The organism is Bordetella genomosp. 8 (assembly GCF_002119685.1).
Lineage (GTDB): Bacteria > Pseudomonadota > Gammaproteobacteria > Burkholderiales > Burkholderiaceae_B > Bordetella_C.
In genome coordinates, this window is the sequence record NZ_CP021108.1 from 3,918,558 (window position 1) to 3,941,592 (window position 23,035).

The 23,035-nt window shown below is 62.5% G+C and carries 15 protein-coding genes, 2 tRNA genes and 3 rRNA genes; 8 read left to right on the plus strand and 12 right to left on the minus strand.

Features of this window, described 5'->3' with window-relative positions:
• Positions 1-94: 94 nt before the first annotated feature.
• The 3 genes from CAL12_RS17850 to CAL12_RS17860 form a co-directional block, all read right to left on the minus strand.
• Positions 95-952: a hypothetical protein gene (locus CAL12_RS17850; RefSeq protein ID WP_232464562.1), complete on the minus strand. Its 858-nt coding sequence runs from the start codon at positions 950-952 to the stop codon at positions 95-97.
• A 517-nt stretch (positions 953-1,469) separates the two neighbouring features.
• Complete coding sequence (locus tag CAL12_RS17855; RefSeq protein WP_086067961.1) at positions 1,470-2,531, minus strand: tartrate dehydrogenase; 1,062 nt, start codon at positions 2,529-2,531, stop codon at positions 1,470-1,472.
• A 90-nt stretch (positions 2,532-2,621) separates the two neighbouring features.
• Entirely contained in the window at positions 2,622-4,160 is a 1,539-nt protein-coding gene (locus CAL12_RS17860) for a helicase HerA-like domain-containing protein (RefSeq protein WP_086065864.1), read from the minus strand.
• 149 nt (positions 4,161-4,309) lie between these two features.
• Between CAL12_RS17860 and CAL12_RS17865 the strand changes: the two genes are divergently transcribed.
• The 7 genes from CAL12_RS17865 (at position 4,310) to CAL12_RS17895 (ending at position 9,685) form a co-directional block, all read left to right on the plus strand.
• Entirely contained in the window at positions 4,310-5,044 is a 735-nt protein-coding gene (locus tag CAL12_RS17865) for a YebC/PmpR family DNA-binding transcriptional regulator (RefSeq protein ID WP_086065865.1), read from the plus strand.
• Between the two features lie 114 nt (positions 5,045-5,158).
• Positions 5,159-6,463: a phosphoribosylamine--glycine ligase gene (gene purD / locus CAL12_RS17870; RefSeq protein WP_086065866.1), complete on the plus strand. Its 1,305-nt coding sequence runs from the start codon at positions 5,159-5,161 to the stop codon at positions 6,461-6,463.
• On the plus strand, positions 6,464-7,396 hold the full coding sequence (hemF, locus tag CAL12_RS17875; RefSeq protein ID WP_086065867.1) for an oxygen-dependent coproporphyrinogen oxidase: 933 nt from the start codon (positions 6,464-6,466) through the stop codon (positions 7,394-7,396).
• Positions 7,393-7,983 (plus strand): nicotinate (nicotinamide) nucleotide adenylyltransferase, encoded by a 591-nt coding sequence (gene nadD, locus CAL12_RS17880; RefSeq protein WP_086065868.1) that lies wholly within the window; start codon positions 7,393-7,395, stop codon positions 7,981-7,983. The genes hemF and nadD overlap by 4 nt, the downstream gene beginning before the upstream one ends.
• Positions 7,984-8,057: 74 nt before the next feature.
• Positions 8,058-8,453 (plus strand): ribosome silencing factor, encoded by a 396-nt coding sequence (gene rsfS, locus CAL12_RS17885; RefSeq protein WP_086065869.1) that lies wholly within the window; start codon positions 8,058-8,060, stop codon positions 8,451-8,453.
• A 52-nt stretch (positions 8,454-8,505) separates the two neighbouring features.
• Positions 8,506-8,976, plus strand: coding sequence for a 23S rRNA (pseudouridine(1915)-N(3))-methyltransferase RlmH (rlmH, locus tag CAL12_RS17890; protein ID WP_086065870.1), 471 nt, complete (start codon positions 8,506-8,508; stop codon positions 8,974-8,976).
• A 79-nt stretch (positions 8,977-9,055) separates the two neighbouring features.
• A complete protein-coding gene (locus CAL12_RS17895; RefSeq protein WP_086065871.1) occupies positions 9,056-9,685 on the plus strand; it encodes a Maf family protein in 630 nt (209 codons plus the stop codon).
• A 59-nt stretch (positions 9,686-9,744) separates the two neighbouring features.
• Here the strand turns inward: CAL12_RS17895 and CAL12_RS17900 are convergent, their stop codons facing one another.
• The 6 genes from CAL12_RS17900 to CAL12_RS17925 all read right to left on the minus strand — a co-directional run bounded on the left by CAL12_RS17900 (position 9,745) and on the right by CAL12_RS17925 (position 16,619).
• Positions 9,745-11,076 (minus strand): dicarboxylate/amino acid:cation symporter, encoded by a 1,332-nt coding sequence (locus CAL12_RS17900; RefSeq protein WP_086065872.1) that lies wholly within the window; start codon positions 11,074-11,076, stop codon positions 9,745-9,747.
• Between the two features lie 175 nt (positions 11,077-11,251).
• Positions 11,252-11,364: ribosomal RNA gene (rrf, locus tag CAL12_RS17905) — 5S ribosomal RNA — on the minus strand.
• 238 nt (positions 11,365-11,602) lie between these two features.
• Positions 11,603-14,488: ribosomal RNA gene (locus tag CAL12_RS17910) — 23S ribosomal RNA — on the minus strand.
• 351 nt (positions 14,489-14,839) lie between these two features.
• A tRNA-Ala gene (locus CAL12_RS17915) sits at positions 14,840-14,915 on the minus strand.
• 11 nt (positions 14,916-14,926) lie between these two features.
• Positions 14,927-15,003 (minus strand) — tRNA-Ile (locus CAL12_RS17920).
• 85 nt (positions 15,004-15,088) lie between these two features.
• Positions 15,089-16,619: ribosomal RNA gene (locus tag CAL12_RS17925) — 16S ribosomal RNA — on the minus strand.
• Together the 16S, 23S and 5S rRNA genes with 2 tRNA genes alongside form the textbook arrangement of a ribosomal RNA operon.
• A 652-nt stretch (positions 16,620-17,271) precedes the next feature.
• Here CAL12_RS17925 and rng point away from each other — a divergent pair.
• Positions 17,272-18,756 (plus strand): ribonuclease G, encoded by a 1,485-nt coding sequence (rng, locus tag CAL12_RS17930; RefSeq protein WP_086065873.1) that lies wholly within the window; start codon positions 17,272-17,274, stop codon positions 18,754-18,756.
• Between the two features lie 33 nt (positions 18,757-18,789).
• Here the strand turns inward: rng and CAL12_RS17935 are convergent, their stop codons facing one another.
• From CAL12_RS17935 to msbA, 3 genes are all read right to left on the minus strand, one after another.
• Positions 18,790-19,350, minus strand: coding sequence for a DUF924 family protein (locus CAL12_RS17935; RefSeq protein ID WP_086067962.1), 561 nt, complete (start codon positions 19,348-19,350; stop codon positions 18,790-18,792).
• Between the two features lie 59 nt (positions 19,351-19,409).
• Positions 19,410-21,023: a copper resistance CopC/CopD family protein gene (locus CAL12_RS17940; RefSeq protein ID WP_086065874.1), complete on the minus strand. Its 1,614-nt coding sequence runs from the start codon at positions 21,021-21,023 to the stop codon at positions 19,410-19,412.
• A 160-nt stretch (positions 21,024-21,183) separates the two neighbouring features.
• The gene (msbA, locus tag CAL12_RS17945; protein ID WP_198298266.1) at positions 21,184-22,998 is read right to left on the minus strand and encodes a lipid A export permease/ATP-binding protein MsbA; all 1,815 of its coding nucleotides are present in this window, start codon (positions 22,996-22,998) and stop codon (positions 21,184-21,186) included.
• Between the last annotated feature and the right edge of the window lie 37 nt (positions 22,999-23,035).

Below are 23,035 nucleotides of genomic sequence, written 5' to 3' on the forward strand. Positions count from 1 at the left end.
CGGAAGTCTGGCACCGCCACCGCGATAAGGAAAAGGCCCCCGGTCGCATGCAGCCTGCTGCACGCCACCGGGGGCCTTTTTCATGGCGGCTGGCTCAGGAAACCAGCGTGCGCCAGTCCAGTTTGGGCATGATCCGATCCGACAAGGCGCTATTCAGCGAAAGATTGAACACGTCGACGCCGCGCGCCTTGAGCAAGGCGGCCGCATGCGAGAAGGACGGTTCGATCAGCCGATCGAAATTGCGCACCAGGCGGCTGTTTTCCGGCTGGGCTTCCTTGTAGAAGCGGCGCGCGCCGGAGAATCCCAGGTCCAGGCCGTGCATGTAGATGCGGCCGACGCCACCGGCAACCAGGATCTGCAGCGCGGCATACGCCACGGTGTCGGCATCGAACACTCCGCTGGCCAGGTCGAAGCTATAGCCCAGCGAACGCTGCGAATCGAAGAGCGACAGCGCCGGATTGGCCTGCGCCATGGCGGACAGTTCTTCGGGATTGAAATGCGGCAGATAGGCGCGTTCGGAAACGACTTCGATGACGCAGACGCGGCAGCGATAACGTTCCGGCCAAGGCATGCCCTGGACCATGTAGCGCAGGACATCCGGCGTGACGAACAAGGTCAGATCGCGTTCGACGACCTCACGCATCAGGTCGATGCGGCGGCGCACGAAATTCTGGTCGATCACGCAGTAGTAGCGGAACGGGATGTCGAATTGGCGCGCCAGGGAAATCGAGCCATTGACGCCCATGGCCGCCTGGATCGGCAGCTTGTCGTACTGGATTTCCCCGACCGACGGGCCGCTCAGTATCACGTGCACCGTGTCATGGTGTTCGTCGAACGCGTTTTGCAGCGGCGTCACCGGAACGGCGTGGCGGAAGGCCGAAAACGTATTGATCGCGCCCTGTTCGTCGCGCCCGATGGACACATAGGGCCACAGGTGGCGATTGTGCTGCATGCGACGGCTGCGGAACAACGCGTAGAACTTGCGCCAGAACCGGTCAAGCGGCTTATCACCTACCGTGCCATCGTCGGCGACAGCAACGCTACCGCTTTCGGGAAGCAGTGGCGCCTTCCCCGCAACCAGGGAATCCGCGTTGTCGGCAGCCAAACTTGTGGAAGATAACAATGCCAAACTCGAACGTGAGGGCGCAAACGTACAAAAATGTACAGCGCGATCTGGGAGTACCGGGGACGCAGCACGGAAATCCGCGCTCGGCCGTAGTTAAACTATACCTTCCCGGGGGCGTCAATAGTTTGAAAATCCGTGGGAATTTACAAACTTCCAGGCCCTGGACGGGATGCTGCGGCCTCTATGCCGCAGCAAAAAAAGGGACACTCCAACCATAGCACGTATCGTCGCGCATGGGCTTGGGAACATCCTCAGGGCCAATGTTTACATTTGCTTGCGGGGACCGCCTGCGCAGTCCCCGTCGCGTCATGGCAGCCGGCGGCAATCAGCGGCCGGCAAGCCTCTAGGCGAGCCGCTCGGCGACGGCGCGGCCGACGTCTTGCGTGCTGGCCTGTCCCTTCATATCGGGCGTGCGCGGCCCGTTCGCCAGGACGTCCTCGATCGCCGCGACCACCGCGGCGGAGGCTTCCGGATAACCCAGGAAATCCAGCATCAGGGCGCCGCTCCATATCTGCCCGATGGGATTCGCGATGCCCTTGCCGTAGATGTCGGGCGCCGACCCGTGGACCGGCTCGAACAGGGACGGGAACTTGCGTTCCGGATTCAGGTTGGCGGACGGCGCAATGCCTATGGTCCCGGTGCAGGCCGGGCCCAGGTCGGACAGAATGTCGCCGAACAGGTTGGATGCCACGACCACGTCGAACATGTCGGGCCGCTGGACGAAGTGGGCGCACAGGATGTCGATGTGGTACTTGTCCCAGCGCACGTCCGGATAGCGCTGCCCCATTTCGGCAACGCGTTCGTCCCACCACGGCATGGAAATGGAAATGCCGTTGGACTTGGTGGCCGCCGTCAGGTGCTTGCCGCGCTTGCGCGCCAGTTCGAAAGCGAACTTCAGTACGCGCTCAGCGCCGACCCGGGTAAAAACGCTTTCCTGGATGACGATTTCGCGTTCGGTGCCGGCAAACAGCTTGCCGCCGCTATTGGAATACTCGCCTTCGGTATTTTCGCGGACGATGAAGAAATCGATGTCGCCGGGCTTGCGGTTGGCCAGCGGCGAAACCACGCCCGGCATCAGGCGGACGGGGCGCAGATTGATGTACTGGTCGAAATCGCGGCGAAAGCGGAACAGCGAACCCCAAAGGGCTTCGTGGTCCGGCACCGCGTCGGGCCAGCCGATGGCGCCGAAGAAGATCGCCTCGTGACCGCCGATCTGGGCAGCCCAGTCGTCCGGCATCATCTTGCCATGCCGGGCGTAGTAGTCGCAGCTCCAGTCGAAGTGGTCCCATTGGAACTCGATGCCGAACTTCGCCGCGGCGGCGTCCAGCACGCGCAGCCCTTCCGGGACGACTTCCTTGCCGATGCCGTCGCCGGGGATTACCGCGATTTTGTGTTTCTTAGCCACGCCGAGCCTCCATATCCATGTGTTGTCGTTGATGTCCGTCGATATCGTCATGCCCGCCCATTATCGAACAAACCGCGGGGCGGGACAGGATCAGCGGCGTCGCGAACCCAGCAGAGAGCCGAGCACGCCACGCACCAATTCGCGCGCGACCGAGCGCATCGCGGTTTTCGCCATGGTCTGCACCACGCCGTCCCGACGGCCGCCGCGTGGACCGGTGGAGCCGAACAGAACGTCGTTCAATCCGTCCATCACCCCGCCGCCCTTGCCTGCCGCGTCGGGAACGCCGGGCGCGCCGGCCGGCCGGGCGGGCGCATCCGCCGGTTCGGCGGGCCCGGCCGCGCGGCGACCCAGGACCTCGTAAGCGGAGTCCCTGTCGACCGCCTGCTCGTATTTTCCTTTCACCGGGGACACCGAGCGCAGGGCCTCGCGCTCCGCGGCGGTGGCCGGCCCGATGCGGCTGGCGGGCGGCGCGATCCAGGCGCGCTGCGTCACGCCGGGGCGTCCTTTTTCGTCCAGAAGCGACACCAGGGCCTCGCCGACGCCCAGCTCCGTGATGGCCTGCTCCAGGTCGAGTTGCGGATTCGGCCGCATGGTCTGCGCCGCCGTACGCACCGCTTTCTGGTCGCGCGGCGTAAATGCGCGCAACGCGTGCTGGATGCGATTTCCCAGTTGTCCCAGCACGGTTTCCGGAATATCCAGCGGGTTCTGCGTCACGAAGTACACGCCGACGCCCTTGGACCGGACCAGACGGACGACCTGTTCGACCCTGTCCAGAAGCGCCTTGGGCGCGTCCTCGAACAGCAGGTGTGCTTCGTCGAAGAAGAACACCAGGCGCGGCTGTTCCGGATCGCCGACTTCGGGTAGCTTTTCATAGAGTTCGGCCAGCAGCCAGAGCAGGAATACGGCGTACAGGCGAGGCGCCTGCATCAGCTTGTCCGCCGCGAGTATGCTGACCACGCCACGGCCTTCGCCGTCCACCCGCATGAGGTCGGCGATGTCCAGCATCGGTTCGCCGAAGAAATCGTCGGCGCCCTGCGACTCCAGCCGCAGCAATCCGCGCTGGATGGCGCCCACGGTCGCGGCCGACACGTTGCCGTAGCGCGTCTTCAGTTCCGCGGCGCGGTCGGCGACGTCCTGCAGCATCGCCCGCAGGTCCTTCAGGTCCAGCAGCAGCAGGCCTTCGTCGTCGGCGACCTTGAAGACCATGGAAAGCACGCCTTCCTGCGTGTCGTTGAGCTCCAGCATGCGCGACAGCAGCAGCGGCCCCAGGTCCGAAACGGTCGCGCGCACGGGATGGCCCTGCTGGCCGAAGACGTCCCAGAGGATGGCCGGCGTGGCGGCCCATGCGGGTTCGTCCAGGCCCAGCGCGTCCAGCCGCTGGCGCAGCCTGGGGCTGGACGCGCCGGCCTGTGAAATGCCGGTCAGGTCGCCTTTGACATCGGCCAGGAACACGGGTGTGCCGATGCGCGAGAACTGCTCGGCCAGCACTTGCAGCGTCACGGTCTTGCCGGTGCCGGTGGCGCCGGTGATGCAACCGTGCCGATTGGCCATGCCAGGCAGCAGGCCCAGATCCTGGCCGTCGTGCCGTGCAACACGCAGGACGGGCAGCAATGGGGCGGTATCTGGCATGGCGGTCTCCCGTTGAATTTGGCGCGGCCGAGGCGCCGGCCGCCCGGGCATTCTCCGCCGCACCGTGCAAGCACGCAACACGTCGGCCGCACCGCGCGGGGACGGCACGGTAAAATGGCCGTCTTTGCCTCAACCTTATTCGGAAAGCCATGGCCGGACACAGTAAATGGGCCAATATTCAGCACCGCAAGGGCCGCCAGGACGCCAAGCGCGGCAAGCTGTGGACCAAGATCATCCGTGAAATCACCGTTGCCGCGCGGGCGGGCGGTGCCGATCCGGAAAGCAACCCGCGCCTGCGGCTGGCCTGGGACAAGGCCACCGACGCCAACATGCCCAAGGACAACATCCAGCGCGCGATCCAGCGCGGCGCCGGCGGCGCGGATGGCGACAACTACGAAGAAGTCCGCTACGAAGGCTACGGCATCGGCGGCGCGGCGGTGATCGTCGACTGCATGACGGACAACCGCACCCGCACGGTGGCCGAAGTGCGCCATGCATTCGCCAAGAACGGCGGGAACCTGGGCCAGGAAGGCTCCGTCGCGTTCATGTTCAAGCACTGCGGCCAATTCATCTTCGCGCCCGGCACGCCGGAAGACAAGGTCATGGAAACCGCGCTGGAAGCCGGCGCCGAAGACGTGATGACGGATGCCGAAGGCGTGATCGAAGTCATCTGCGCGCCGGCCGACTATGCCGCCGTGCGGCAGGCCTTCGAAGCGGCCGGCATGAAGGCGGAAATGGACGGCGTCATCATGAAGGCGTTGAACGAAACCGAGCTCACCGGCGAGGATGCGGTCAAGATGCAGAAGCTGCTCGACGCACTCGAAGGACTGGACGACGTGCAGGAGGTCTACACCACGGCCGTCCTCGATGAAACCGACGCCTGATCCTTCCGGGACCCGCCTCGGGCGGGTTACATCATGCCGGGCGCCGTTCGAGCGGCTCGCTGCGCACGGGCCGCCCGCCGGTCCATGCATGTTTTTCTACCTATCCCATCCATTATGAAACTCCTGGTTATCGGTTCGGGCGGCCGCGAACATGCCCTCGCCTGGCGGCTGGCGCAGTCGCCGCGCGTGCACAAAGTATTCGTGGCACCCGGCAATGGCGGCACACAGCACGACAGCCTGCAGAATGTCGCGCTGACCAACGCCGACGAACTGGCCGACTTCGTCCAGCGCGAAGGCATATCGCTCACGGTGGTAGGCCCGGAAGCGCCGCTGGCCGCGGGTGTCGTCGACGTATTCCGCGCCCGGGGGCTGAAGATCTTCGGCCCGACCAAGGCGGCGGCGCAGCTGGAAAGCTCGAAGGATTACGCCAAGGCCTTCATGGTGCGGCACAACATTCCCACCGCGCGCTACCAGACCTTCACCGATCCAGCACTCGCGCATGCGTATATCGACCAGGAAGGCGCGCCCATCGTCATCAAGGCCGACGGCCTGGCGGCCGGCAAGGGCGTGGTGGTCGCCACCACCGTCGACGAGGCGCATGAAGCGGTGGACGCCATGCTGGGCGACGGTTCACTGGGCGAGGCGGGCGCGCGCGTGGTGATCGAGGAGTGCCTGCTGGGCGAGGAAGCCAGCTTCATCGTGATGGTGGACGGCCGCAACGTTCTGGCGCTGGCGACCAGCCAGGACCATAAACGGCTGCAGGATGGCGACCAGGGCCCCAACACCGGCGGCATGGGTGCCTACTCGCCGGCGCCGGTCGTCACGCCGGAACTGCACCATCGCATCATGCGCGAAGTCATCCTGCCTTCGGTGCAGGGCATGGCACGCGACGGGCTGCCCTATACCGGTTTCCTGTATGCCGGCCTGATGATCGCGCCCGGCGACGATCCGGACCGGCCCATCAAGGTCCTGGAGTACAACTGCCGCATGGGCGATCCGGAAACGCAGCCGATCATGATGCGGATCAAAAGCGACTTTGTCGATGTCGTGGAACATGCGATTGCCGGAACGCTGAACCAGGCGGACATCGTCTGGGACCGGCGCACCGCCCTGGGCGTGGTGCTGGCGGCGCACAATTACCCCGGTACGCCTCGCACCGGGGACGTGATCTCCGGCTTGCCGGAGGACGCCGCCGACTGCATGGTTTTCCATGCCGCCACGCGCCTGGACGGCGATCAGATCAAGACCACAGGCGGTCGCGTCCTGTGCGTGACGGCCCTCGGGGATTCGGTGCGCATGGCGCGCGAGCGCGCATACGAAACCGTGGACCGGATCGCGTTCGACGGCCGCCAGTACCGTACCGACATCGGCTGGCGCGCCCTGAAACGCGTACCGCCCAAACCCAAGGCAAATACCTGAATGAACGCCGAACCCGCCTCCCTGCCCTTCGAATCCGCCGTCGAATCGGCGCGAGACTATTTCGCCAACCTGCAGGCGCGCATCGTCGCGAGCCTGGAACAGTTGGATGGGACGGCATTCCGCACCGATACGTGGGAAAGGCCGGAAGGCGGCGGCGGCGTTTCGCGCATGCTGGAAGGCGGCCAGGTGTTCGAGCGCGCCGCGGTGTTGTTCAGCCATGTCTTGGGCAGCAACCTGCCACCCTCGGCCAGCGCACGGCGGCCGGACCTGGCCGGACGACCCTGGCAGGCCATGGGCGTATCCCTGGTGCTGCATCCGCGCAATCCTTACGTGCCGACCGTGCACATGAATGTGCGCCTGTTCGTCGCGCCCGCGCGCCATAGCGGCGAAAGCTCGGCCTACTGGTTCGGCGGCGGCATGGATCTGACGCCCTACTACGCCTTCGAAGACGACGCACGTCACTTCCACCGCACCTGCCGGGATGCGCTCGCCGCGCATGGCGACGACTACTACCCGCGTTTCAAGCAATGGTGCGACGAATATTTCTACCTGAAGCACCGGGGCGAGACCCGGGGCATAGGCGGCATATTCTTCGATGACCTGGCCGAACCCGGTTTCGACGTTTGCTTCGCGCTGGTCCGCGACGTCGGCGACGCCTTCCTGCATGCCTACGTTCCCATCGTGGAGCTGCGCAAGGACGAGCCGTACGGGGAACGGGAACGTTCCTTCCAGTCCTATCGGCGCGGACGCTACGTTGAATTCAACCTGGTGTACGACCGCGGAACGCTGTTCGGCCTGCAATCCGGCGGACGCACCGAATCCATCCTGCTGTCGATGCCGCCGGTTGCGAATTGGCGCTACGACTGGAAGCCTGAGCCCGGTACGCCCGAGGCCGCGCTGGCGGGATTTCTCGTGGCCCGGGACTGGCTTTGAACCGCATCGGCCTGCTCGGCGGCAGTTTCGATCCCATCCATATCGCCCATATCGCGCTGGCGCGTGCTGCGCTGCGCGAACTCCACCTGTCGCAGGTCCAGCTGATCCCGGCCGCCGCGCCGTGGCAGCGGCAACCGCTGCAGGCAACTGCCGAGCAACGCTGCGAAATGGTTCGCCTTGCGATCGCCAGCGAGCCGGGCATCGTGCTCAACACGATGGAAATCGACCGCGGCGGCCCGACGTATACGGTGGATACCGTCAGCGCCCTGCCGCGCGGGCCGCGCTACGTCTGGTTATTGGGATCGGATCAGTTGGCCAATTTCTGCACATGGCGCGATTGGCGCATCATCGTCGACCGGGTGGACCTGGCCGTGGCCGTGCGTCCCGGCACCCCGCTGGATCCCCCGACGGACCTGCGGGAGCACCTGGCCGCACTGGGGCGCCAGGTCGAAACCCTGCCCTTCGCCGAAATGCCTGTCTCCGCATCCGCTGTCCGCGAGCGCCTGGCACGCGGGTTGCCGGTCGATGACCTATTGCCGGAGCCGGTGTGCCGATATATCGGGGCCCATCAGCTCTACCGTGACTAGGCCGTGGCTGCTTTCCAACGATGTGACGGCACCGCCTCGCCCTAAACCCACGACCGGGGGTTATAGTTGCGACCATGGAAATACAGAAATTGCAGCGCGCCGTTATTGACGCCCTCGAGGACGTCAAGGCGCAAGATATCAAGGTCTTCAACGTCACCCATCTGACCAGCCTGTTCGATCGCGTCGTCATTGCCAGCGCAACGTCGAACCGGCAAACACGTGCCCTGGCGTCCAGCGTGGCCAACCGTGGCCGCGCCCTGAAACTGACCGTCACGGTCGAAGGCGAAGACACCGGCGAATGGGTGGTGGTGGACCTGGGCGACATCGTCGTCCACGTCATGCAGCCCGCGATCCGCGAGTACTACAACCTTGAAGAAATCTGGGGCGGCAAGCCGGTACGCGTCAAGCTGTTGCCGGAATCCTCGCGCACGGTGATGTCCGGCGCGACTTACGACGAAGACGATATTTGAGCGCGAGTCCAGCACGCGATGAGTCCGCTGCCGCGGTCCGGATCCTGAAGCCGTGAAGCTGATCGTCATCGCGGTCGGAAACCGGATGCCGGCGTGGGTGGAAACGGCGTGGGATGACTACGCCCGCCGCCTGCCGTCCGATTGCGCGCTCGAGTTGCGCGAGGTCAAGCCCGAACCTCGGACCAGCGGCAAGACGCCCGCGCAGATGATGGCCGCGGAAGCCAGGCGCATCGAAGCAGCCGCCCCCGCGGGCGCGCTGCGTATCGCGCTGGATGAGCGCGGGCGCGACCTGACCACGGCGGCGTTGGCCAAGAACCTGGAGCAATGGCGCGGGCAAGGGCGCGACGTCGCGTTCCTGGTCGGCGGCCCCGACGGGATGGATGCGGCGCTGAAATCCTCCTGCAACGGGCTGATCCGCCTGTCATCCTTGACCCTGCCACACCCCATGGTTCGCGTGCTGCTGGCCGAACAGCTTTATCGAGCCTGGGCGATCCTGTCGAATCACCCGTATCATCGGGCCTGAGCGGCCCCCTTTTATCCACGCGTCGCCACGACGGTCCTGTCGCCGCGCCATCCATTGCCCACGCCCCTGCCTGCACGCCATGCCGTCCGATTCCTATCTCGAATCCCGATCCGATCCTCGCCTGTATCTTGCGTCGGCCAGCCCGCGCCGCCGCGAATTGCTCAAGCAAATGGGCCTGGTGCATCGAGTACTCGACGTCCCGGCGCCGCCGGGCGAAGACGAGCCCCGGCATGCCGGCGAACCGGCCGCGGATTACGTCCGCCGGACCGCGCGCGAAAAAGCCGTGCGTGGGGAACGCTACCGCCAAGAGCAGGGTTTGCCGCCCCGGCCGCTGCTGGCCGCCGATACCACCGTCATCCTGGATGGCGACGTGCTGGGCAAACCGTCGGACCGGGACGACGCCATCCGCATGCTCGCACGCCTGTCGGGCTCCAGCCACGAAGTCCATACCGCCGTCGCGCTGTACGCACACGATCGGCTGCATGAGAAGGTGTCGATCACGACAGTGCGCATGCGGACGCTGGAGGCCGATGAAATCGCACGTTATTGCGATAGCGGCGAACCCTACGGCAAGGCCGGCGCATATGGAATACAGGGCCTGGCGGCCGCCTTCATCGAACGTATCGAAGGCAGCTATACCGGCGTGATGGGATTGCCTCTTTTCGAAACTGCGGCGCTGCTAAGGCGGGTCGACATCATCCTGCCCTGATAAGCAAAATGCCTCGACGCCTTACGGCATCGAGGCATGTGGACCGCGATTCGAAATCGTCAGCGGCCTACGGCCGCGGGCTCCGCTATCTGTGTGGACGCCGGCGCGGGACGCCCGTTCAGCGCGGCATCCAGGGCTTCCTTGTCCAGTTGTCCTTCCCAACGGGCCACCACCACCGACGCCGTGGCGTTACCGACCAGGTTGGTCAGCGCGCGGCATTCGGACATGAAGCGGTCCACGCCCAGGATCAACGCCATGCCTGCGACCGGCAGGCTGGGCACGACCGACAATGTGGCAGCCAGGGTGATGAAACCCGAACCCGTCACGCCCGCCGCGCCCTTGGAGCTGAGCATGGCGACCAGCAGCAGCAGGATCTGGTCACCCAGCGACAGATGGATATCGCAAGCCTGGGCAATGAACAACGCCGCCATCGTCATGTAGATGTTGGTGCCGTCCAGGTTGAACGAATAGCCGGTGGGCACGACCAGCCCCACCACGGACTTCGAGCAACCCGCGCGTTCCATCTTCTGCATCAGGCTGGGAAGCGCGGCTTCGGAAGAGCTGGTGCCCAGAACTAGCAGCAATTCCTCGCGGATGTAGCGCACCAGCTTGATGATGGAAAAGCCGTTGTAGCGCGCCACCGCGCCGAGCACGACCAGCACGAACAGGATGGCCGTGCCGTAGAACGTGCCGACCAGCGCTGCCAGATTGATCACCGACTTGATCCCATACTTGCCGATGGTGAACGCCATCGCGCCGAAGGCGCCGATGGGTGCCGCGCGCATCAGGATGGCCACCATCTTGAAGATGGGATGGGCCAGCGCGTTCAGCAGATTCAGTATCGGTTTGCCCCGTTCGCCGACCAGGGCGAGCGCCACACCGAACAACACCGAGACGAACAGCACCTGCAGGATGTCGCCCGTGACGAACGGCCCGGCCAGGGAGCTGGGGATGACGTTCATCAGGAAGCCGGTGACGGTCGTGTCGTGGGCCTTGGTGACGTAGTCGGCGACGGCCTTGTTGTCCAGCGTGCGCGGATCCACATGCATGCCCGCGCCCGGCTGCACCAGGTGGCTGACCAGGATGCCGACGATCAATGCGATGGTGGAGAACACGAGGAAGTAAATGAAGGCCTTGCCCGCGACGCGGCCCACACGCTTGAGGTCGTTCATGCCGGCGATGCCGGTACTGACGGTCAGGAAGATCACCGGCGCGATGATCAACTTCACCAGCTTGATGAAACCGTCGCCCAGTGGCCGCATGGCTTCGGCGGTGTCAGGCTTGTAGTACCCGAGAAGAATGCCGATGACGATGGCGACCAGCACCTGCACATAGAGAATCTGATAGAACTTCTGCTTCCGCGGTACTGCGGTTTGATCTATTTCGATCATTGCTCATCCACTTATTTTCTGTCGTCTGGCGTCGTGCTGACCGCGAGCGCGTGCTCGTTGCGCGCCTGCGCGGATTATCGCACTTCACGCGCCGGACCGGCGGCGCGAGGTGCGGAAAAGTGAATTCCAAAAGCAAAACCCCGCTGCGTTGAGCAGCGGGGTTTTGGGGATAAGAGCCTGACGATGACCTACTTTCACAGACGTCCGTCCACTATCATCGGCGCGAAGGCGTTTCACTGTCCTGTTCGGGATGGGAAGGAGTGGGACCACCTTGCTATGGTCGTCAGGCGTAAAGGGTTGCGCGGCGCGCGTCCTCTTGGAAGCGCGACACGCCAATCTGGTAGAAGCACGCCGGGTCGGCAGCGCGGGGGCTGTCGGCCTGGTTGAGGGTATTGGGGGTATTGCTGAATTCGGGTTGAGACTGCATTGCAGCGAGCGTTGACTCGCTCGCGTGGGCACTACGCAAGCATCATGGCTTTTGGCAAGCCGCTTGCTTTGGATGGTGCTTTCTAACCATCAGGGTTATAGGATCAAGCCGCACGGGCAATTAGTATCGGTTAGCTTAACGCATTACTGCGCTTCCACACCCGACCTATCAACGTCCTGGTCTTGAACGACCCTTCAGGGGGCTCGAGGCCCCGGGATACCTAATCTTCAGACGAGTTTCCCGCTTAGATGCCTTCAGCGGTTATCTCTTCCGTACATAGCTACCCGGCAATGCCATTGGCATGACAACCGGTACACCAGAGGTACGTCCACTCCGGTCCTCTCGTACTAGGAGCAGGCTCCGTCAAGTATCCAACGCCCACGGCAGATAGGGACCAAACTGTCTCACGACGTTTTAAACCCAGCTCACGTACCTCTTTAAATGGCGAACAGCCATACCCTTGGGACCGGCTACAGCCCCAGGATGAGATGAGCCGACATCGAGGTGCCAAACACCGCCGTCGATATGAACTCTTGGGCGGTATCAGCCTGTTATCCCCAGAGTACCTTTTATCCGTTGAGCGATGGCCCTTCCATTCAGAACCACCGGATCACTATGTCCTGCTTTCGCACCTGTTCGACTTGTCAGTCTCACAGTCAAGCACGCTTATGCCATTGCACTATCAGCACGATTTCCGACCGTACCTAGCGTACCTTCGAACTCCTCCGTTACGCTTTGGGAGGAGACCGCCCCAGTCAAACTGCCCACCATGCACTGTCCCCAACCCGGATAACGGGCCAAGGTTAGAACCGCAAACAGACCAGGGTGGTATTTCAAGGTCGGCTCCACCGAATCTGGCGACTCGGTTTCCGCGCCTCCCACCTATCCTACACAGGCCGGTTCACAGTCCAATGCAAAGCTACAGTAAAGGTTCATGGGGTCTTTCCGTCTAGCCGCGGGTAGATTGCATCATCACAAACACTTCAACTTCGCTGAGTCTCGGGAGGAGACAGTGTGGCCATCGTTACGCCATTCGTGCAGGTCGGAACTTACCCGACAAGGAATTTCGCTACCTTAGGACCGTTATAGTTACGGCCGCCGTTTACCGGGGCTTCGATCAAGAGCTTGCACCCCATCACTTAACCTTCCGGCACCGGGCAGGCGTCACACCCTATACGTCGACTTTCGTCTTTGCAGAGTGCTGTGTTTTTAATAAACAGTCGCAGCCACCGATTCTCTGCGACCCCATCATGCTCAGCGCGCAGGCGCCTCACACTACCGGGGCATACCTTCTCCCGAAGTTACGGTATCAATTTGCCGAGTTCCTTCTCCCGAGTTCTCTCAAGCGCCTTGGAATATTCATCCCGTCCACCTGTGTCGGTTTGCGGTACGGTCTCGTACAGCTGAAGCTTAGAGGCTTTTCTTGGAACCACTTCCAATCACTTCGCGAGACATGCTCGCTCGTGCCACACCCTTGAGTCACGCGCCCGGATTTGCCTAAGCGCCCTCTCTAATGCAGCAACAGGGACATCCAACACCCTGATGATCTTCCGCAATCCGTCCCCCCATCGCACTGTACGATGGTGCTGGAATATTAACCAGCTTCCCATCAGCTACGCATCTCTGCCTCGCCTTAGGGGCCGACTCACCCTGCGCCGATGAACGTTGCGCAGGAAACCTTGGACTTACGGCGAGGGGGCTTTTCACCCCCTTTATCGCTACTCATGTCAGCATTCGCACTTCTGATACCTCCAGCAACCCTTACGAGTCACCTTCACAGGCTTACAGAACGCTCTCCTACCGCGTACACCCTAAGGTGCACACCCGCAGCTTCGGTTTATCGCTTAGCCCCGTTACATCTTCCGCGCAGGACGACTCGATCAGTGAGCTATTACGCTTTCTTTAAAGGATGGCTGCTTCTAAGCCAACCTCCTGACTGTCTAAGCCTTCCCACTTCGTTTCCCACTTAGCGATAATTCGGGACCTTAGCTGGCGGTCTGGGTTGTTTCCCTCTTGAGTCCGGACGTTAGCACCCGGTGCTCTGTCTCCCAAGCTGGACTTGCGGGTATTCGGAGTTTGCCATGGTTTGGTAAGTCGCCATGACCCCCTAGCCATAACAGTGCTCTACCCCCCGCAGTCATACTTGAGGCACTACCTAAATAGTTTTCGGAGAGAACCAGCTATTTCCAGATTTGTTTAGCCTTTCACCCCTATCCACAGCTCATCCCCTAGTTTTTCAACACTAGTGGGTTCGGTCCTCCAGCACGTGTTACCGTGCCTTCAACCTGGCCATGGATAGATCATCTGGTTTCGGGTCTACACCCAGCGACTGAATCGCCCTATTCGGACTCGCTTTCGCTACGCCTTCCCTATCCGGTTAAGCTTGCCACTGAATGTAAGTCGCTGACCCATTATACAAAAGGTACGCCGTCACCCCACAAGGAGGCTCCGACTGTTTGTATGCATACGGTTTCAGGATCTATTTCACTCCCCTTCCGGGGTTCTTTTCGCCTTTCCCTCACGGTACTGGTTCACTATCGGTCGATCACGAGTATTTAGCCTTGGAGGATGGTCCCCCCATCTTCAAACAGGATTTCACGTGTCCCGCCCTACTTCTCTTACGCCTAGTTCCACGCATTGCATTTCGCCTACAGGGCTATCACCTGCTACGGCCGGGCTTTCCATCCCGTTCGACTATACAACGCGCTAAATCGTAAAGGCTCTTCCGATTTCGCTCGCCACTACTTTCGGAATCTCGGTTGATTTCTGTTCCTCGAGTTACTGAGATGTTTCAGTTCACCCGGTTCGCCTCCTGGAGCCTATGTATTCAGCCCAGGATACCGTCTTGCGACGGTGGGTTTCCCCATTCGGATATCTGCGGATCAATGCTTGTTTGCCAGCTCCCCGCAGCTTTTCGCAGGCTACAACGTCCTTCATCGCCTGTGATCGCCAAGGCATCCACCATATGCACTTAGTCGCTTGATCCTATAACGCTAATGGCTATAGAACACTTCCCAAGCAACCGTCTTGCTCTGACATGATACTTTGCGTTTGTGCCGTTCAAATTCACTTGAGTTTGAACTACTAATGCAATCACAACCCGTATTCAACGACGCGCTCATTTCCCATCGATATCGCTATCAAAGGGGATGAACACACCGCCAATACTTCTCGTTGTGCTTCTTCCAGATTGTTAAAGAACGAGTAAAACTGTCGAGTTAAAAACCCAACGATCAAGATTCGATCTGCTCTTTCCTGAACAGATCAAACACTGATCGTTGAACTCTTTTTTCTCGCGGACCCTTCGACGCTGCACCCGCCTGATTAAAAGGCAATTGGTGGAGGTGAACGGGATCGAACCGATGACATCCTGCTTGCAAAGCAGGCGCTCTCCCAGCTGAGCTACACCCCCAGATAAAACCTTGGTGGGTCTGGTTGGATTCGAACCAACGACCCCCGCCTTATCAAGACGGTGCTCTAACCGACTGAGCTACAGACCCAATTCGCATCGGATCCGCTTTCGATCCAGTCTTACATCAACAACCGATAAGTGTGGCCGCTTAACAAACGCAAACGCTTGCTCTGAAAGGAGGTGATCCAGCCGCACCTTCCGATACGGCTACCTTGTTACGACTTCACCCCAGTCATGAATCCTACCGTGGTAATCGCCCTCCTTGCGGTTAGGCTAACTACTTCTGGTAAAACCCACTCCCATGGTGTGACGGGCGGTGTGTACAAGACCCGGGAACGTATTCACCGCGACATGCTGATCCGCGATTACTAGCGATTCCGACTTCACGCAGTCGAGTTGCAGACTGCGATCCGGACTACGATCGGGTTTCTGGGATTGGCTCCCCCTCGCGGGTTGGCGACCCTCTGTCCCGACCATTGTATGACGTGTGAAGCCCTACCCATAAGGGCCATGAGGACTTGACGTCATCCCCACCTTCCTCCGGTTTGTCACCGGCAGTCTCATTAGAGTGCCCTTTCGTAGCAACTAATGACAAGGGTTGCGCTCGTTGCGGGACTTAACCCAACATCTCACGACACGAGCTGACGACAGCCATGCAGCACCTGTGTTCCGGTTCTCTTGCGAGCACTCCCAAATCTCTTCGGGATTCCAGACATGTCAAGGGTAGGTAAGGTTTTTCGCGTTGCATCGAATTAATCCACATCATCCACCGCTTGTGCGGGTCCCCGTCAATTCCTTTGAGTTTTAATCTTGCGACCGTACTCCCCAGGCGGTCAACTTCACGCGTTAGCTGCGCTACCAAGGCCCGAAGGCCCCAACAGCTAGTTGACATCGTTTAGGGCGTGGACTACCAGGGTATCTAATCCTGTTTGCTCCCCACGCTTTCGTGCATGAGCGTCAGTGTTATCCCAGGGGGCTGCCTTCGCCATCGGTGTTCCTCCACATATCTACGCATTTCACTGCTACACGTGGAATTCCACCCCCCTCTGACACACTCTAGCCCGGTAGTTAAAAATGCAGTTCCAAGGTTAAGCCCTGGGATTTCACATCTTTCTTTCCGAACCGCCTGCGCACGCTTTACGCCCAGTAATTCCGATTAACGCTTGCACCCTACGTATTACCGCGGCTGCTGGCACGTAGTTAGCCGGTGCTTATTCTGCAGGTACCGTCAGTTACGCCAGGTATTAGCCGGCGCCGTTTCTTTCCTGCCAAAAGTGCTTTACAACCCGAAGGCCTTCATCGCACACGCGGGATGGCTGGATCAGGGTTGCCCCCATTGTCCAAAATTCCCCACTGCTGCCTCCCGTAGGAGTCTGGGCCGTGTCTCAGTCCCAGTGTGGCTGGTCGTCCTCTCAAACCAGCTACGGATCGTCGCCTTGGTGAGCCGTTACCCCACCAACTAGCTAATCCGATATCGGCCGCTCCAATAGTGCGAGGTCTTACGATCCCCCGCTTTCCCCCTCAGGGCGTATGCGGTATTAGCTACGCTTTCGCGTAGTTATCCCCCGCTACTGGGCACGTTCCGATACATTACTCACCCGTTCGCCACTCGCCACCAGACCGAAGTCCGTGCTGCCGTTCGACTTGCATGTGTAAGGCATCCCGCCAGCGTTCAATCTGAGCCAGGATCAAACTCTTCAGTTCAATCTCTGTTTCGTACAACCCAAGGTCCATCGACCCGGACTGTCTTTCGCTTAGCGCTCTCAAAGGAAGTGATAGAACCCAGACGATCTTGCGACCATCTGATTCCTGACACTTACTTCTGTGAGCACTTGATTTCTTCGGCCCTGGCCCGCCCTACGCTCGAACTGTTACGTCCGCACGCCAGACCGGCTCAGGTGCGCCTACATCCATCAAGCGCCCACACTTATCGGTTGTCTAGTTTTTAAAGAGCAGCTCCGCTTTTTCGCTGGCACCGCCGCTTCGCTGTTTGCTTTGCGTCGTTGCTGTGTCAGCAGCAGAGAAACGAGATTATGAAGCGTTTTTTTGGGGCTGTCAAATCAGCGTCGCTTTATTTTGCTTTGCCGCTTTGACCGCGGCGCCAGCACTACGCTTGCCCCGCCCTGCCCTTCCCGATCCAACGGACATGCCGCCAAACCAGGGGTACCGACTTCTTCTCGTCCTTCGCTTCAGCAGCGAAGGGGCGCGACTATAGCACAGGAATTCGCGACGTGCCGGCGACACAGGTAATCGCGCCCGGCGCGCTGCTTTATGGATAGACTTCGGCTGATGTGCAAGAGTTGAGCGCTCCGGCGCGCTTCGGCACCATGCATTCAAACAGACCATAAAGCCAGCCATGTCCGCCACCCATCCTGACGTATACGAAGACATCCTCATCAACGTCACGCCGTTCGAGACCCGCGTGGCCGTGGTCGCGCAGGGCGCCGTGCAGGAACTGCACGTGGAGCGCAGCATCCAGCGGGGCCACGTCGGGAACATCTATCTGGGCCGCGTGGTACGCGTGCTGCCTGGCATGCAGAGCGCCTTCGTGGATATCGGCCTGGAACGCGCGGCCTTCATCCACATCGCCGACCTGCGCGAGAACCGCACCGAACGCAGCCAGGGCTTGACGCCCACACCGATCGAGAAGCTGCTGTTCGAAGGCCAGACCTTGATGGTGCAGGTCATCAAGGATCCGCTGGGGACCAAGGGAGCGCGGCTGTCGACCCAGATCAGCATGGCCGGGCGCATGCTGGTCTATCTGCCGCACGATCCGCATATCGGCATTTCGCAGAAGATCGACTCGGAGAGCGAACGGGTGCAGTTGCGCGAACGCCTGAGCGCCCTGATGCCGGAAGACGAAAAAGGCGGGTTCATCGTCCGCACCCAGGCCGAGGGGTCCACGGACGAGGAACTTCGCGCCGACCTGGATTACCTGCGCAAGCTGTGGAGTAGCGTGCAGGCGGCTGCCCGCAGCCATCCGGCGCCTACCGTGCTGCACCAGGACCTGACGCTGGCGCAGCGGGTGCTGCGCGACATGGTGGGCCCCCACACGGGGACCATACGCGTGGATTCGCGCACCACGACCGCCGACCTGCTGGAGTGGGCGCGGGTGTATACCCCTTCGGTGGTGGACCGCATCCATCACTACAGCGGGGAGCGTCCCTTGTTCGATACGGCCAATGTCGACGATGAAATCCAGCGGGCGCTGTCGCGCCGCGTGGACCTGAAATCCGGCGGCTACCTGATCGTCGACCAGACCGAAGCCCTGACCACGGTGGACGTGAACACGGGCGGCTTCGTCGGCGGACGCAATTTTGACGACACCATCTTCAAGACCAACCTGGAAGCGGCGCAGGCCATCGCGCGGCAGCTGCGGCTGCGCAACCTGGGCGGCATCGTGATCCTGGACTTCATCGATATGGAAGACACGGAGCATCGCGAAACGGTGCTGGCCGAACTGCGCAAGGCCCTGGCGCGCGACCGCACACGCATGACGGTCAACGGCTTCACGCAGCTGGGGCTGGTGGAGATGACGCGCAAGCGCACGCGCGATTCGCTGGCGCACCAGTTGTGCGAATCATGCCCGACCTGCCAATCGCGCGGCCACGTGCGCACCGCGCGCACCATCTGCTACGAGATCCTGCGTGAAATCCTGCGCGAGGCGCGGCAATTCAATCCCAAGGAATTCCGTATCCTGGCTTCGCAACAGGTGGTGGACCTGTTCCTGGAAGAAGAAAGCCAGCACCTTGCGATGCTGGGAGACTTCGTGGGCAAGACGGTGTCGCTGGAAGTCGAGGCGACCTATACGCAGGAACAGTACGACCTCATCCTGATCTGACGTCGGGCCGGGGAGCCGGCCAGCACGGCCGCGCTAGCCGGCGAAACCGCCCTGCTCCAGGAATGCCTGTTCCTGCGCCGTGGAAACGCGGCCGAGCAGCGCGTTGCGATGGGGAAACCGGCCGAAACGGGCGATGATGTCGCGGTGCAGGATGGCAAAATCCCTGCTGCGTGCATCCAGGCGCTGCGCCAGTTGCACCGAGAGTGCCTGGTCGTCCGGGTCTTCCGAATGCTCGAATGGAAGATAGAAGAAGACCAGCATCCCGGCTTCCACCTGCCTGTCCAGTCCCTGTTCCACCGCCTGCCTGGCGAAGAATCGCGCCAGGGGATCGGTGGCATACATGTGCGCGGTGCCGCGATAGGCGTTGCGGGGATATTGATCCAGCAGGACCAGCAGGGCGAGCACCCCCGGGGCCGTGGCCGCCCAATGATCCAGGGCGCGGCGCGCGGCCGCCAGATGCAATGCCGCGAAGCGCTCGGAAAACGCGGCGTCGAATGCGGCGTCCTTGGCGAACCATTTGCGCGGGCCCGCATCCTTCCAGAATTCCAGGACCGCGGCCGCGTCGGTCGGCAGGTCTTGTTGGGTGTTCGACATGAGGCTGGCTTCCCCACCGTGATTGACGGCCAGATTATCGGCCATCCCGGCGCGATGGATCAGCGGGCCGTCTGGCGAGCCGCGTCGATATGGGTATGCCCTTCCAGCAACATGCCGCCGCGCCCGGGCACCTGGGCCTGGACGACGATACGCCATTCTCCTGTGATGACCAGGGGAACGTCGTCGACGATCCACGCTCCGCGCGCGTCGCCGTCCGCGGGACGGGCCGGTCGAACGATGCCTTCGATGCCTATCCTCGGCATGGAGAAGGTCGTCGTCAATTCCCTGGGTTGCAGCGGACTGCCATCATTCGCGGTGATGGCGATGGTCACGCGCGCATGGCCGTTCGGGTCCGGGACGACGTGGGCCTCTCCCGCGCCGCCCGCGCCCCGCAGCGACACGGTGTCGTGACGGACCGGCATGGACAAGGCTTGCGGCTCGGCCAGCGGCGGGGCGAAGCGCCACAGCGCCACCGCAAACAGGATGGCGAGGGCAAGCGCGATTTCCCATCGTATATTGAGGACCAGGGCACGCAGGGCATCCAGGTTCCCGCGCAAGGCTGCGGCGGTCCATCGCCATCGGTTGGCCGCGCCCAGCGCCAACAGGGCCACGACGAGCGCCAGTTTGGCCAGGAGCACCCTGCCGAAGTACGTACGCCACAAATCCGCCGGCTCCCGCAATTGCCACCACGCCAGCACCAGGCCGGTGGCGACCAGCAGGACGACTATGGCCAGCGCCGCCCGGGAAAAGCGGCGCAAGGGCGTTTCGCCATACCCCGCCAGCAACAGGACCGGCAGGGAGGCCAGCGCCCCGAGCCAGGCGGAGGCCGCAAGAACGTGGAGGAACACGACGATGCGCGAGGCACTGCCATCGGTGGCCGTGGCCGCATGCCCGCTGGACGCCAGCGCCAGGCCCAGCAGGAGCATGGCCAGCGACGCCAGCCCACGGCGCCAACGCGCCGACGCGACGACACAGGCGAAGAGCCCGATCAGCACGGCGGCTTCGGCAATCCACACCAGCGCGCCATAGGAAGTGCTCATGGCCGCGCTCCAGCAGGCGCGCGTGATCACGGCCGACCAGGGCGCACCAAGGGCGTCCAGGCCTTGCAGGCCCAGCGACACCGGCGCGGCGACGGCCGCCACCAGCAGCGCGGGCAGGTGCTTGCGGCAGCTGCCCGCTTCGTATTGCGCCGCCCAGGCATCGAAGGCCACGCCGCCGATGCCGAACATCAGGCCCGCCAATAGCGCGAGCGAGACCACGATGATGGCCGGATAGAGCAAGGGCGCGTGGTAAGGCGGTGCGGCGGCGCGGGCCTGGCGATCGGGGGAGCCCACGACGAAGTTCAGGGTGCCGCCCACCGGATGGCCGTCGGCGGACGCGACGCGCCAGCTGAAAAGATAGCTGCCCAGCGGGGCTTGCGGGGGCACCCCCACGGACAGTGTCGTGTCGTGGATTTCGGCCTGGTCCAATTGCACCGTCTGGCCGCCGGGGCCCAGCAGGGTGAGAACCAGCGGCGTGACCGGTTCGCTGAAGGTCAGGATGAGGTCGCGGGGCGGTGCGACGAGGACAGTGCCGTCCGCCGGCACGATTTCCATCAACCGCGCATGGGCGTGCGCCGTGGCGGTCAGCACGGAAAGACAAGCGAAGAAAAAGGCCGCCGCGATTCGTCTCATGACGACTATCCTGACTCGGTTGGGGCGGCAGTATCCGCTCGCCCCGCCGGTTGGACAGGAGGGGAGCTGCGCGCGACCGTCATTCTATCCATCAGGACCAGGCTTGTCGCATTTAGTGACGAGCCCGGCAGCGTCCGATGCGGCTCGGCGATATCCAGTGCTATTCCGTGTCGCGGAACTGCATGCGGTAGAGCGAGGCGTACAAGCCGTTGGCCGCCAGCAGTTCTTCGTGACGACCCTGCTCCATGACCTTGCCGGCGTCCAGGACCACGATGCGGTCGGCGTTCTGCACGGTGGAAAGCCGGTGGGCGATCACCAGGGTTGTACGCCCCTTCATCAGGCGCTCCAGCGAAGCCTGCACCTGGCGCTCGGATTCGTTATCCAGGGCGGAGGTGGCTTCGTCCAGGATCAGGATGGGCGCATTCTTGATCAACGCCCGCGCGATCGCCAGCCGCTGGCGCTGGCCGCCGGACAGGCGGGCGGCGTTTTCACCGACCGGGGTATGTATGCCCTTGGGCAGGCCTTCGACGAAATCGCGCAGGTTGGCGGCCTCCAGGGCTTCCAGCACCTGCTGGTCGCTGGCCTGGCCCAGGGCGCCGTAGCCGACGTTGACCGCGATGGTGTCGTCGAACAGCACCACGTCCTGGCTGACCAGCGACAGATGCGAACGCAGGCTGCCGAAGCTCAGATCCTGGATGTCGATGCCGTCGATGGCTATCCGGCCGGCGGTGGGATTGACGAAACGCGGCAGCATGTTCACCAGCGTGGTCTTGCCGCTGCCGGATCGTCCCACCAGGGCCACCGTTTCGCCGGGGTTCACGACGAACGAGACATCGCTGACAGTGTCGCGGGCGGCATCGGGGAACCGGTGGCATACGCCGCTGAATTCGACCTGGCCGCGTATCGGCTCGGGCAGCGCCAGGGTACCGGTTTCCTGCTCGGGAACTTCGTCGATCAAGGTGAACACGCTTTCGGCGGAAACCAGCATGCGCTGCATGCGGCCGGCCAGATTGGTCAGCCGCTTGACCGGGTCGAACAGCTGCGCCAGCGAGGCCATGAAGGCGGCGAAGCTGCCGGCCGTCAGCGTGCCGGCATTGGCCTGGCCCAGCGCGACGGCAATGATCCCGGCGACGGACAAGGCGATGCAGACCTGGGTCAGGGGCGTCATCGCGGCGTCCGCGATGGCGCTACGCATGGCGAAGCGGCGCAGGCGCGAATTGACGTAGCCGAAACGGCTGCGTTCGTATTCGTAGCCGTCGAACAGCTTGATGACGCGCTGGCCGTCGATGCCCTCGCCCACCACGCGCGTGAGCTCGGCATTCATGTTGACCGTGTCGCGGTTGATCTTGCGCAGGCGGCGGATGAAGACGCGGGCGATCAGCACCGAGACCGGCAGCATGACCAGGATGATCAGCGTCAGCAGCCAGGACATGTACAGCAGCACGCAGATGAGCGCCACCACGACCAGGCTTTCACGCACCAGCACCGTGATGACGTCGGTGGCGTAGCCCGTGACGTTGCCGGCATCGATGGTGAAGCGGTTCAGCAAGCGGCCGGTATCGCCTCGCTTGAACTGTTCGTCGGGCAGGCCGAGCAGCCGGTCGAACATTTCCTGGCGGATACCGCGCAATACGTTGTTGGCCACCCAGGCCAGCAGGTAGTCGCTGAAGAAATTGCAGATCCCGCGCAGGAAGATGAGCCCGACCACGGCCAGGGGGATGGCCCAGACATAATAGGGCTTGGCGCCGCTGAAGCCGTCGTCCAGCAGGGGCTTCATGATGACGGCCAGCGTCGGTTGGGTGCCGGCGGCGCCCGCCATCAGCAGGACCGCCAGGACCAGGGCCTTCCAGTGGGTGCCGACGCGCGAATAAATACGTTTCCAGAGCACAGCCTTGACCGGATGCGATCCGGACGGCCTGGTGCGATTGGCAGAATCCAAGAAATCTCTCGCTTTTATACAATCCGTGCGGGGCATTGTACCGTCGGCCGCATGACAGCCCGGGGCGGTTGCG